This window comes from Aliishimia ponticola (genome assembly GCF_004803475.1).
Classification (GTDB): Bacteria; Pseudomonadota; Alphaproteobacteria; order Rhodobacterales; family Rhodobacteraceae; genus Aliishimia; species Aliishimia ponticola.
In genome coordinates this window covers 124,407-136,829 of the sequence record NZ_SRKY01000005.1, presented here as the reverse complement: position 1 = coordinate 136,829, position 12,423 = coordinate 124,407, and the positions used below count along the sequence as shown (strand labels likewise).

The 12,423-nt window shown below is 57.3% G+C and carries 8 protein-coding genes; 1 reads left to right on the top strand and 7 read right to left on the bottom strand.

The genetic code is table 11. From position 1 onward, the window contains the following. The first annotated feature begins 76 nt into the window (after positions 1 to 76). Complete coding sequence (locus E4Z66_RS17275) at positions 77 to 310, top strand: hypothetical protein (RefSeq protein WP_136464309.1); 234 nt, start codon at positions 77 to 79, stop codon at positions 308 to 310. A gap of 49 nt (positions 311 to 359) precedes the next feature. Here E4Z66_RS17275 and E4Z66_RS17270 read toward each other — a convergent pair whose 3' ends face one another. From E4Z66_RS17270 to E4Z66_RS17240, 7 genes are all read right to left on the bottom strand, one after another. Next, the gene (locus tag E4Z66_RS17270) at positions 360 to 941 is read right to left on the bottom strand and encodes a hypothetical protein (protein WP_136464308.1); all 582 of its coding nucleotides are present in this window, start codon (positions 939 to 941) and stop codon (positions 360 to 362) included. 75 nt (positions 942 to 1,016) lie between these two features. Next, positions 1,017 to 1,565: an RHS repeat-associated core domain-containing protein gene (locus tag E4Z66_RS20020; RefSeq protein ID WP_425456162.1), complete on the bottom strand. Its 549-nt coding sequence runs from the start codon at positions 1,563 to 1,565 to the stop codon at positions 1,017 to 1,019. A gap of 784 nt (positions 1,566 to 2,349) precedes the next feature. Beyond that, a complete protein-coding gene (locus E4Z66_RS19975) occupies positions 2,350 to 3,012 on the bottom strand; it encodes an RHS repeat-associated core domain-containing protein (protein WP_136464307.1) in 663 nt (220 codons plus the stop codon). Continuing rightward, complete coding sequence (locus E4Z66_RS17255) at positions 2,996 to 6,571, bottom strand: transporter substrate-binding domain-containing protein (RefSeq protein WP_136464306.1); 3,576 nt, start codon at positions 6,569 to 6,571, stop codon at positions 2,996 to 2,998. Before E4Z66_RS17255 ends, E4Z66_RS19975 begins: the two co-directional genes overlap by 17 nt. 424 nt (positions 6,572 to 6,995) lie before the next feature. Next, complete coding sequence (locus E4Z66_RS17250; protein ID WP_136464305.1) at positions 6,996 to 8,540, bottom strand: peptidoglycan-binding domain-containing protein; 1,545 nt, start codon at positions 8,538 to 8,540, stop codon at positions 6,996 to 6,998. Further along, positions 8,525 to 10,351, bottom strand: coding sequence for a S1 family peptidase (locus tag E4Z66_RS17245; protein ID WP_136464304.1), 1,827 nt, complete (start codon positions 10,349 to 10,351; stop codon positions 8,525 to 8,527). The genes E4Z66_RS17250 and E4Z66_RS17245 overlap by 16 nt, the downstream gene beginning before the upstream one ends. A 2-nt stretch (positions 10,352 to 10,353) precedes the next feature. Next, positions 10,354 to 11,835 (bottom strand): esterase/lipase family protein, encoded by a 1,482-nt coding sequence (locus E4Z66_RS17240; protein ID WP_168797827.1) that lies wholly within the window; start codon positions 11,833 to 11,835, stop codon positions 10,354 to 10,356. Positions 11,836 to 12,423 lie beyond the last annotated feature (588 nt).

Here is a 12,423-nt window from a genome sequence, read left to right as displayed (position 1 = left end):
TCGAAATCGCCGGGTCGGTCACAGGCGGATGGTGCGGGTGGAGGATGTTGTCCGCGTCGCTGAGGGGCCTGAGGCGATGACAGACCCATTGCGCCGGGTCGCGACGGTGCATTCCGGGCGCGCGGGTGTTGCTGTGGACGTGGCCCCTGCCGCGCTGGCCGCGCGGGTGTCGGGGCGGGATTTGGGGCGATTCTCCGGCGCTCGCAGTGGGGTGATTTTTCTGGTGGTTCGTGAGGGGACGGCTGGCGCGCCCCTCGGGATCGTGCGTGTGTTGGCCGGTGGCGGGGTGCAGGTTTTGCGGGTTTTGTAGGTAGGGAGCGGGTTACAAGCGCATTTGTCGCGTGGTGGTCAGTCTCAAATTAGTCTGTTGCTTTGCTTAAATCGTAGTTGTTGAAAACTTCAGTTGCGCGAAACACTCTGTGCGGTTCAGAGGAATAAAAAAAAATGTTTCCTTCCCACAATTGTACGTAAGATGTGGGAACTAGGAAAAGTACCTTTGCATGCCAACCGGACAAGAGTGCTAGGCACATCAAAGAAACGAATAAATCCGATTCATACTCCTGTTCACGGCTCATTTCAGCGTAGTCTGGAACAGAAAAACACTCTTTTGGAAAATAATGACCGCGAACATCGTAGGGCGACCTAAGTTCGTTATCTGCTTTTCTCAATGCCTCAAGAGTGGGCACCAAAGACGGCTGGGCGGAAAGAAACCTGTCGATCCAAAGAAAACGACCGGCGTTGTTGGGTAAACATTCCATGAAAGTGTATACGAAAAAGGGTAAGTCGTCGGCAAAAAGTTTTACTTTTGCCGAGACGCACTGCGAAGCACTAAAGCAAATATTTGGCTCAAGCACTTCGTCACCGATTTCGTCAACTGCTGATACAGCGAAGCCAGAAGAATGAATAAAACTGGTAGCTTGGTTACTATCGCAACACTGCATTTGAACACCCAACTTTCGCTTTAAGATTTGATCCAGCTAACACATGGTAGGGGTCAGACGCTGAACATGAAAGTGCTATGTATTCCCCCCGCAAAAACCGCATTGCGGTCCCCATATAGCGGGATCATTAAATATAGTATTCGGGACCAAGATAATTGGCCCAGGTAGTCTGATCCGGGGTCCAGGCGGTTTAGGATGCGCTTGCTCAGCAGTAACCGGATTTCCCAGCCGGTCAAAGCGTTGTATGCTGGATTTAGCGCCGCCTGGAGGTCTCACTTTCCAGTATCCTATCGAGTTGAGTCCGCCACCACCCTTGGGAACCCATTGACAAGTCCATCTTTGACCAGCGAGTTGTTTTGGCCCTAGGAAACTGCCAGGACGGCCTTTTGGATTTGGTGTGTAGGGGCCACCTGGTAGTGAACTTGGAGGTCTAGGAATAGTCTCCTCCCCCCGAGGATCCACATACCGCCCCGGGTTCTGGAGAGCATAGCCATAGACGCTCGCGCCGTCTACCAGTCCGAGGGGGTCGGCCTGGAGATACCGCCCCAGTGTCGGGTCGTAGTCGCGCATCCAGTTTTGGTGCAGGCCGGGCACGGCGTGGAACCATTGGCCCGGGAAGCGCAGGTTCAGTTTGTCAACGTCGAACCACGAATGCCCTCCGCCTCAACAGCCCCCCTGAAACCCTGCGTTACGTCGCTAACGTCCACGCCAGCCGCCCCAGCCTCGCCGCCGACACGACTCCTGACGCGCTGGCCGAGCGGGTGTCGGGGCTGGATTTGGGGAATTTCTCCGGCCCTCGTAGTGGAGTGATTTTTCTGGTGGTTCGTGAGGGGGCGGAGCGCTCGCGCCTCGGGATTGTGTGTGTGTTGCCCAGTGGCGCGGTGTAGGTTTTGCGGGTGTTGTAGGTGTGGAGAGTTTTCGTGGAGCGAATGGTGGGCTGGGCCCAATGGATTCACCCGTTCGGTCGGCAGATGCATGGCTCTCAGTAAAGAGGCAAGTCCGTGCGTAAGAGCAGGGACTTGCAATACACATCAAACACATGCTTGAGTTTTGGTCTACTTACGTCGCTTCCGATTTTTTGTAGCAGTGCCAGATGTGATATGGAGTCAACCTTGAGTATTTTAGTTCCCGACGTTTCCTTAATTTCGGAAAAATATCGAGAAGAACTCCGTTAAATGACAATGAGAACCACCCGGGGTAGTGATTGCTCAAGTCGATCTCAAAAAATCCACCATATTTTTCTTGGATGTCTAACAAGAACTCCGCTAATGTTTCTTCGTCCAATTCGGCACCAAAAACTAAATCGACATACGGAAAGTTTTCGCTACAAATTTCCGGCAAGACTTCCTGAAATTCCTCGTAGAAAGCCGACTCGGTTAACTGAAATTCTCCTAGCATAGGTGAAGCTCTAGAAATAGCCGCGACATCTGGCTAACCTATAACCGTCAAACAATAGAAACCCTGCGCCCAAGTATGGTATTTTCCTCGCTATACTTCGGCCTGCTTGTCTGGCTCCTGTACGATATGCCTTTCCGCTGCGGCCTGGGTGAGTCTTTCCCACGTTCTCGCTATTTCTAGAAGTAAATCCTGATGAACCCTTGATTCTCCTCGAACGTCCATCCGGCTGCACCCAGCCTTTTGGTTTAGATGGACCAAATTCAGCCCAGGCAGCACCAAGGCCAGTCCAGCGTTCAACTGCTCCGAAACTGTTACAACCGCATTCCTCCAATTCATGATCGATATACAGTCCTGCTGCCGCACCGGCAGCAAGAATTAGAAGCGGAACAAATTCACCTGTCGGATCCACATACCGCCCTGGGTTCTGGAGAGCATAACCATAGACGCTCGCGCCGTCTACCAGTCCGAGGGGGTCGGCCTGGATATAGCGGCCCAGTGTCGGGTCGTAGTCGCGCATCCAGTTTTGGTGCAGGCCGGGCTCGGCGTGGAACCATTGACCCGGGAAGCGCAGGTTCAGTTTGCCCGCGTCGTACCAGGCCCAACCGCCGACAAGCGCATGACGCTGGCAAGCGCCACGCCAACCAACGCCGCTGCGTTTATTCAGCCTCGGCAAAGGCTTCGTTGATGGCGCGGGCCAGCGTTTCGGGCGAACAGGGTTTCTTCAGCATCGGGGCAGGGACATCGCCCATGTCATCCTCGGAATAGCCCGAGTAACCCGAGAAATAGAGCACCGGAAGATTGGGGCGCAGCTGGCGCACTTTCTTCGCCAGGGCAAAGCCATTTGGCCCGCCGGGCATGACGATATCGGTCAGAAGCAGATCGAAATCCCGACCCTTTTCAACCAGATTGAGCGCCTCGGTCCCCGAACTCGCAACGATGGCCTCATACCCCATCAGTTCGATCATATCGCTGACGGCCATCAGCAGAATGGCCTCGTCATCGACCAACAGAATACTACGCCCGGCAGAGGCGGGTTCTTCGGTCTCTGCGATCTTCGGTTCGGGCAGCGCTTGCGGTGTGCCACGTGGCAGGGTCAGCCGGATAAACGTGCCGCGGCCCACTTCCGATTCAACCTGCAAACCACCATCCATCTGCTGGACGAAGCCATATACCTGCGACAAGCCAAGCCCGGTCCCGAACTTGTGGCCTTTGGTCGTGAAGAAGGGATCGAAGGCCTTGCGCTGCACCTCGTCGGGCATTCCGGGCCCGTCATCGGACACCGTGATTTCGACAAATCCCGGCGGCGACGAGGCATGATGCATGGGCGCAAGAATCTCGTGCCCATTGTACAGAGAGGGCGCTTCGCCACTGGGGGATTTGTCCTGCCCGACGGCCCGCGCAGTGACCGTGATCTGACTGCCCGTGCCGCTTTCAATGATGGCGTCGCGGCTGTTGAACACAAGGTTGAGCAGCGCGATTTCCAATTGCCCCAGATCGCATTCGATCCACAGATCTTTGGAGTCCTGCACCAGTTTGACGTCGATCTTGGGACTGACCGTCGAGCCCAGAAGAAGCTCGAACCCCTTGAACACATCGTCAATCGACGCGGTTTCTGTCCGTTCGGGCTGGCGCTGCGCAAAGCCAAGCAACCTCTCGGTCAATTCCGCACCGCGATCGACCGACCGCAACGCGCCTTTCAGATATTCTGATGCCTTGTCCCGGTTGGGCGTGCGCAGTGCCAATTCCACGCTGTATTGCAGCGTCGCCAAGAGGTTGTTGAAATCATGCGCGATCCCCCCCGTCAGGTTGCCAAGCGCTTCCAGCCGCCCCTTGCGTTCCAGCACCTCGCGGTTGCTTTCCAGATCGTTCACATCCTCGAAGCCGATTACGGTGGCAACGCCGTGATCCTCTGTGGTGGGCAAGCAGCCGCTGGAGAACCTGAAGTAACGCGGCGGCGCATCCGCACTGCCCGACAGCAGGAACAATTCCCTGTCGATCCGCGATCCAGACAACGCCCGCTGGATCGGATGGTCATCGCCCTCAAGCGGTTGAGACGTTTCGGGATCGAAGAAACAGATGGCTTGCGGCCACTCATGCGGCCCGTCGAGGACATATTGCCCAAGCAGATCGCGCGCCGCGCCATTCACGACCAGCACCTCGCCATTCCGGTTCAAGGCAATCATGCCGTCATGCGAAGCGTCCATGATCGCCTCAAGGCGCGACCGTTCAAGTAACAGCGCATCGCGAATTTGCCGATCCGCGGTAACATCCTCATGAAGCAGCAGCTTCTCCCCGGACGAGAACCGCGCAGCCCGGCGCAACATGGTTTTTCCGTCGGATGTCGTGAATTCGACCTCGGAGCCGTCCTCATCGACCGACCTCAGCATGAAGTCCAAGGCGTCGCCTTCGCTCCGCTCACCGACGCTGACCTCGCCCAGGGCAATCGCTTGCTGCAGGAAGTCCTTGTATTTCATCCCCACGATGTCTTGGCTCAGATAGGTCTCAACCGCGCGCCGCCCCGGTTTGTTGATGTACTGAATAGTCCCATTCTCTGAAATCAGCAGCATCTGATACGGGAAAATCTGTGCGATGTTCGCCATCAGATGCATACGTTCCGCCGCTCGCCGGGACGCTTGATGGGACCGAAACCAAAGCGCCCCGCCTGCCGCAAGGATCAACGCGACGAGGCCTGCCATCATTACGTTCTGGCGGCGTTCCGCTGTCCAGAATGCACGTTCGCCAAACCATTCACGGTTCAGATCCCTGTATTCTTCCGACACCACGTAACCCGTCATCGCCGCGTCAAGGCGTTCGCGGATCTCGGCGAGACCCACACGCAACGCGGGCGCGGCGCTATGCGTCAGCAAAGGATCGCCAACGCGGATCACGGATTGATCCAGATCGTTGTCGGAGATCGCCAAGTCCAACGCGGATGTCCGATCCAACGCCGCGTCGATGCCGCCCTCTGTCAGCGCGTCCAGCAAGGCGGCGCTATCCGCGAAACGTGCCACATTCGAACCGGGTTGCTGGCTGGCAAACAAATCTGCCGGGCTGGACTCGATCACGCCCAGCCTTCGCCCGGCCAGATCGGAGAGCCCTTGCACAAGCTCAGCATCCGCAGCGCGCACATATAATGCGACCGGCGTGACCTTGATCGGATTGGTAAAGTCCAAGCGCCGCGTCCGATCTTCCGTCATCCCCAATTGCGGCAACAGATCATATCCGTCCGAACTTGGCCCCTCTGCCCTCTCTTGCGGCGTGATTTCCCGAAACCGAAGCTGCAGCCCGGCCCGATCCGCAACGCGCCGCAATGCTTCAACGGCGAAGCCGGTAAACCCGTTGTCAGAGATCACCTCATAGGGCGGGTCATTCGAGACACCGACGATCAGCTCGTCCGGCGCAGGCGGCAGCGGATCGATCAACCACGTCTTGCGCATTTCCTGAAGCTCACCCGAAGCGTGAAGCTGATCGATGGCGTCGTTTATCCGGTCCATCAGATGCGCACGGCTTTGATGTACAAAGACAACGCGATCACCCTCGCTTAATGGCGGGCCAATCGCCACGATCCTGTGGTCAAGCCGCATGGTGCGCAGCGCCGTGTTCATCGACGCATCGGTGAAGATCGCAAGATCGGCCTGCTGCGAAATCAAAAGCCCCACCAGCTCGTTCAGTGAATCAACCGGAATCGCTGTGTTCGCCGCAAGGATGTCGGGAAAGTTGTTGCCGCTGCCACCGCCGAAAAAGGTGATGCGCAGACCTTCGGGGGCCGCGTCATCCTGCAGAAGGTTCGCACGCTCCAACCCATAATATCGGGTCCGGTGCTTTCCGACCGAATTGGAAACGATACTCGTCTCTTCCAAAGACCTAAGCTGTGAAATCCCTGCCAGCAACTGGATGTCGCCGCTGCGCTGCGCGCTCAGGACATCTTTCGCAGTGCCCTGTCGAAATTCGATGTCGAACCCGGCGATACGCGCAATGGCGCGGCTGAGATCCGCTGTGAAACCGACATATTCGCCGCTGGAATTTTCCGTGCAAAGCGGGGCGATTTCTGGACAGGCCGCGATCACGACTTCCCGATCCTGCGCCCGCGCGGCGACGGCGCCAACCACGAATACAATGCAAAGAAGCGCAAAACGCAGCGACGCCCCAAACCAGTGGGTCGGTCTGTTCACGCCCGCGCTTAGGTCAACAGACCCGTCGGACGTGTCGTTCGCAAAAGACTGGTCCGACATACCGAGACCACCTTTCTATACGTCACATTACGCACAGTAAGCCGCTCCCGTACTTAATCTGCACTCGTTAAGTTGATCGCGCAACAGGTTGTGACACTTCTGTGCGCATTAAGCCGCCAAAACGGATACCCAACCATGGCACTGGTGTGAAAAACCGGCTGGGGATACCGCGACGATCATTTCGACAAATCTCTTAGCAGTTGCAGCCCTTCGGGCGACCGTTGCTATCCACCTGCCGCGCGCAACATTGGCGACCAGACGCTTCCCGACAGCAGACAAGCTGTTGATAGGAATTGACCGTCACAGGTTCGCAAATCTTGGGTGCGACCTGGACCGGTTGCATCAGGGCGAGTGAAACAAGTACCGTTTTCATCGTTCAAATACTCCTGTTCAGGCATGCCGGGCCAGCTATTCGGGCGCGGCGCTAGTTCTTCTGAAGCGGGAACAGCCCACGAAGGGAATTCCCAATCTGTTGTATCTCGGTATTGGGTTTCAGCGGGCGGGCTGCCGTAGGTGCGGTGAAGATCGGGGACACCGCGCCAAGTGCGCCATTCAGGTCAATCGACGCGGGCTGCGACGGCGCGGGCACCTGCGTCGCTTCCAGATAGGCCTTGATGGCCTTGTCGGTCTGAGGCCCGTAAATCCCGTCTTTCGTCAGTTCGAACCCGCTGTCCAGCAGAAGCTCTTGCATGTGCAAGACGGAATGACGCACGCGGGTCAAAGGCCCACGGTCAGGGATCGCGCGCGGGTTGTGAATGACCAAAAGCTCCTCCGACACGTCGCGCCGTGTATCGCCCAGCGCGATTGCGACGAAATTCCCATCTTCGCTGACACGCAGCATCCGCACCGGCTTGGAGAATTCGAACATACCGGCGTAGTCGATCTCTCCCTCGGTTTGGCGGAACCGATAGACCGCATTCGCACCAAGGAAAGACACAAGGATGATATCGCCGCTCGTATCCGCTGCCAGCAGTCCAAAGCGGCCGTTCCTCGCGGCCAGGCCCGGCGCGCTTTGCTGCATGTCATAGCCAAAGCGCGTACTGCGTGACATCGACAACTTGCCGCGGAATTCACGGATCGGAAACGCCTGAAGCTTGGCCGTATCCGCATCAAAGGTCAGCAGCATCTTTGAGACCAGCAGCGGATCGTCGATCGCATCCGTATTGTCGATCAGCGTGTGTTGAAGTGCATTCTGGTTCAGCGCTTGCGTAGACACTGTTTTTGACAGGGGCGACCCGTTGGGATCGAAGCAGTCGCTTTGGGGCAACTCGCTGTTGTTGTACTCGATCGGACCATACTCGATCAGTTTGGCGCCGGTGACTGAGGCCGTGTAATACACCTGGTCCTTGTTCTCGAAGACGGAAAAGCTGCTGGCGGTCCCGCATTGCAGGAACAGATCATCCAGATAAAACGGTGTGTCCGACGTCCCGGTAAGATAAGACACCATATCGGTCACATCGGTCCGCACGACCGAAGACCATGTCGGGTTGGTCGCAAACAACACACCATCGTCCGTCAGCAGCGATTCCGAGAACGGGGTCGTCGTCAGCGGTATGATGAAGGGGTCGATCTGGGCATTCAGCGATTTGCTGATATTGGGATAGGTCAGGATAACCCCGGTCGTGTACCGTTCGATCCCGCGTTTCAGACCTTCGCGTGGATAGGCACCCTTTGGATCGTCCCCAAGAACGACCAGCGTGTCCTCCTTCGTGACCACCCCGGAAATAGCGTCGATCTTGACCCCGATCTCGGCGTTTACCTCGAGCGGGAAGGTGCCAAACCGCAGCACCCGGTCCGCCATCGTCACCAGCAGCATCCCATCCTCGCCAGTGAACGTGATGTCCCGAACCCGGTCCAGATCGAAAATGCTGTCGACGCTGTAGTCTAGTGCCTGTTCGCCAGACGCAGCCCCGGCAAGCCCTCCGGACAAGGCCGAAACTGCAATCAGGCGTCTTACTGCTGTGAACATCTGTATTGCTCTCTTACCTTTTCGTCGGCGTCCGTGATGAACGCTTTGACCGCCTCGGAAGCAGCGTTGATATCCTCTTGCGGGAAATAATAGCAGTCTACGTCGCTCAAGTCTTGGCTTCCGACCCGGAAAAGAAATCTGTGCAGCATCGGCGCGACCCCAAAGGAATCTGCCTCAGCCGCTTCGATTGCGTCAGGCTCGAACACATAGCCGTAGTAGTAGCGGCCAACCGGATCGCCAAATTCCAGATGCGGGTACAGGGAATCATCCACCCGCTGATTGAACTCCAACGAGAAGGAATAAGACGCCTGCTTGCGCGCCCGAAGCGCATCGTCCACGCCGCTTGGTTTGCAGGTTGTCAGACCGCCCGTGAAGAAGGTGCTTTCGGATTCGATGAAGTAGTAGATGGACCGGAAGTCATCTTCGCGGTGATCCTTGCGGCGCACCCCTTCGGCCAGTTCCAGCATGGGCCGCATGCAAAAGATCAGTTCCGGGTGATCCGGCGGCAATGAAATCCGCCGCGAGAACAGGATATTGAGGCTGGGAATACCCGCGCCGCCGCCGCCCGGCGTTACGCTGAACCGCCAGACTGCGTCCCCAAGATCCTCGCGCATTTGCAACATGACGGGCACAACCGGCGCGCTGTTGCGCAGCTTGTCCATCATGCTTTGCAATTCGTCGTGGTCCATGGATTCGCGGCTGGATCGGAAAGCGAGTTCGTCCAAAACCCTGCGCGACAACGAGCTTGTCTCTTTGATCAGGGAATCGAGCCGTTTGTTCTGCGCCGCCAACCGCGCATGTGCCTCGGCCAGGTTCTTATCCGCCAGCGCCAGCCGGTTCCGGGTCGCTTCCAGTTCTGCGATCAGGTTGGATTCAATCGTCGATAGCCGCGCGCCCATCGCCTCGACATCCCGCTTTACACGGGCCCGCAGATTGATGAGGTCGGTATCCAGCCGCTTGTCGGTGCCAACCATATAGCCCAGCGATCCCTCGACATCCGGGCTACACCGCGCCTGGGCTCGGATTTTCGCCGGGACAAGATCCAGAAAGCTTTCTGTCGGGGTGACCCACAAAAAGACGTCGCCCTGCAATGCCGTCAGCAGACCGACAACGTTACCGTCGCTATCTATGACCGGGCCGCCGCTATCGCCGGGCACCGGCTTTGCCGGGTCGTCCTCCGACATCGCGGATTTCAGCTTGAACCGCCGTAAGTTGCCGCGCCGGGCGGTCACGCCGGAATCAAATTCAAGCGCCACCGCACGCGGACTGCGCTTGTCCTTTGACGCCAGCACCTTGCCCTGCTGGTCCACACCCTGCTGGAACTTCAGCAAGTAGTAATCCTGCCCGGTTTCCAGCTTGCAGATGCTCAGTGGCAAGGGCGCCGTGTTGAACTCATCCGTGTGCAGATCAAGCCGCGCGGCGTCGGTGTTGGTTTGCGGTGACTGGGTCACAGCCACATCGACGAACGGCATGATCGCGGCGCGCAGAGTCTCCTTCTCTGCATAGGTCAGTTCGACATTGCGCCCCGGAATAATCACCCGATCATCGGTCGCGATGTTCTCGAACACCCTGTCTTCGCGCGTCACATGCTTGGCCGTGATCAGAACCCGCGGCGCAACCGCAAATCCGGTCCCGAATTCCTTGATCGGCAGCGCGTTCTCATTGCGCGCCTGCCCCGAGGTGAAGATCGAGAAAAGCTGCCGCGTTTCCAGATCGAAACCCTGCGGCCCCTTGATGTCCCATTGCTGCGCCGACGCAGTGCCCGCAGACAGGGCAAGCACAAGAAATACCGTTGTCAGAGCCTTATGCATCGCTACTTCTCCAGCACATAGACATGGCTTTGCGCCAGTTCGGTTCCGCCGCTATCCAGCACCGACAGCCGGTAAATTCCCGGCGCGTCAATCGCGATCGCGTCGCTGGTATAAACGAGCTTGCCGCTGGTCGGCAGCGACCAGTCCGTATCAAGGGTCAGCGCACCGGCCTGTTCGACCACTTCGCCTGTATCAACCCCTTCAAGCTTGATCCGCAGGACTTCCCCAACCGCTTGCGCCGGGTCGAACGGATCTTCCCGTTGGTCGTCGGCCCGCAGCGTGACCAGGGTTTCATCCCCGACCATCAGGATCGTTTCCGACAGTTCCAGTCCAACCGTATCCACCGTGCCGCCAACGAACAGCAATTTATCACCGCTGACCGCCAGAATGCCCTGCGTCACAGGCTTGATCAGCATGTCATAGACATAGCCCGTGGCGGCCGTATTCCCGATGATGAACGGATGCCCGGCATGACGCACAACGCCCATATTGCTGAACGTCTCTGATTGCTTGTTGTTCGGCAGCAGCGCAGAGATGCGGTGGACCGTGCCATCGCCTTCGGCATTGGTGCGATAGGTCACGCCAGCCCCATTCCCGCCCGCGCCCGGATCGACATAGACCACCTCGCGCGTGTTCTTCACATAGCGCCCGATAATCCCATGGTTGGCCTTCACCGTCGCGGGCAGCCCTGCATCCATGATCTCGTCGATAATCCTACGGTTGGCGATCCCGTTCCGGAACAGCGCCCGCCGCGTTTCACAGCGCGCATAGGGGCAAGGCTCCTCGCCGAAGCCAAGCAGCATATCCAGCCAGAACTCCTCATTATAGGGATCAGCCTGCACATTGCCGGTCTCATAGGCCTCGCCAAAGGCACAGCACTTGTCATAGGTCGGCAGCAACTCGATCGGGGCGGCCATGGACAGGATCGTGTTCTGAATGGCCAGCTTGCCACCCAAAAGCAGTTCGCTCGCCTTGCCCCAGCCTTCCAGTAAGGTCGCGGCAAGATTGACCGACCCGTAATGTGGCACTGCCATTTCGATGAACGTGTGCATCCGCTCTGCTGCGGGACGTGTGGCTGAAAGATGATCCGACGGGTAGGCCCCGGTCGGCGATTGCCCATAAATCGCGATGCATAGAGCCTGATATTCATCGCCCGGCAGACCAATCTCTGCCGCCGTCGCGGTAACGCATGTGTCACTGGGTCCGCGTTGGCTCAACATGATCCGCGTGACCAGTCCACCCATGGAATGCGCAACCAGATCATAGGGCCCTTCGGGAAGGTTCTCGGTTATAAAGCTATTCAGATGAAGGGCATTCGCGAAATTGCTGCGCCGCCAATCATAATGGAAAACGAATAGCGTTTCGCCCTCGACGTAATTGCCTTTGCGCGTATCTCCGGAAATCCGGTCCGCCAGCGTTTCATCGCCTTCGAGGAATTTGAACAGCTTGCCATAAAGCCCGTTTTCGAATGCGCCGAATGGCAAAGGCAGTCCCCGAAGCGCATCGGTCGATCGCACCCGAAGCGGGTCACCGTCGGACGGCAGCAAATCGAGGCGATGAAAATTGCTGCCACGGATAGACCCTAAATCCCCCCAAATCACCTCCCCCCTGCTGGAATCATCTGCCTCGGAAAGAACAGAACCAACGATACCGGGAACGAACACCAAGGGGCGTTCGGGAGGAGCGGCAACACCCGCAGTCACAAGGATAAAAACTGCTGAACACGACACTGTAAACGAGCGGAGCACTAAAAATACCTGACGCCATTCCATCAAGAAACTCCCAAAAAATTCAAATAGTAATGGCTTCAGCCTAACGAACCCAAGGTAGAATTTCAACCATTGGTATACTGCAGGCCGCGTCAGTCGCCTGCCTGTAATGGCAGACGTCATATGGTTCCAAAAAGCCGCCTTAATATTGTCAGAGTCCATCTGCACACAATTCGCGAAGAAGTTAACCAGTTACGAATGTTTAAAATTGACCGATCAGAGCTAACGCATTGTAAACTATGCGGGCCTCTAATTAGTGCACCGCAAATTCTTTGCGCGGGACCGAACAGACGACAGTAAACT

Excerpts from the sequence above, each read along its gene's own strand:
- E4Z66_RS17250 (WP_136464305.1), bottom strand. The coding sequence starts at position 8,540 with ATGTTCACAGCAGTAAGACGCCTGATTGCAGTTTCGGCCTTGTCCGGA.
- E4Z66_RS17270 (WP_136464308.1), bottom strand. The coding sequence starts at position 941 with ATGCAGTGTTGCGATAGTAACCAAGCTACCAGTTTTATTCATTCTTCT.
- E4Z66_RS17245 (WP_136464304.1), bottom strand. The coding sequence starts at position 10,351 with ATGCATAAGGCTCTGACAACGGTATTTCTTGTGCTTGCCCTGTCTGCG.
- E4Z66_RS17255 (WP_136464306.1), bottom strand. The coding sequence starts at position 6,571 with ATGTCGGACCAGTCTTTTGCGAACGACACGTCCGACGGGTCTGTTGAC.
- E4Z66_RS17275 (WP_136464309.1), top strand. The coding sequence starts at position 77 with ATGACAGACCCATTGCGCCGGGTCGCGACGGTGCATTCCGGGCGCGCG.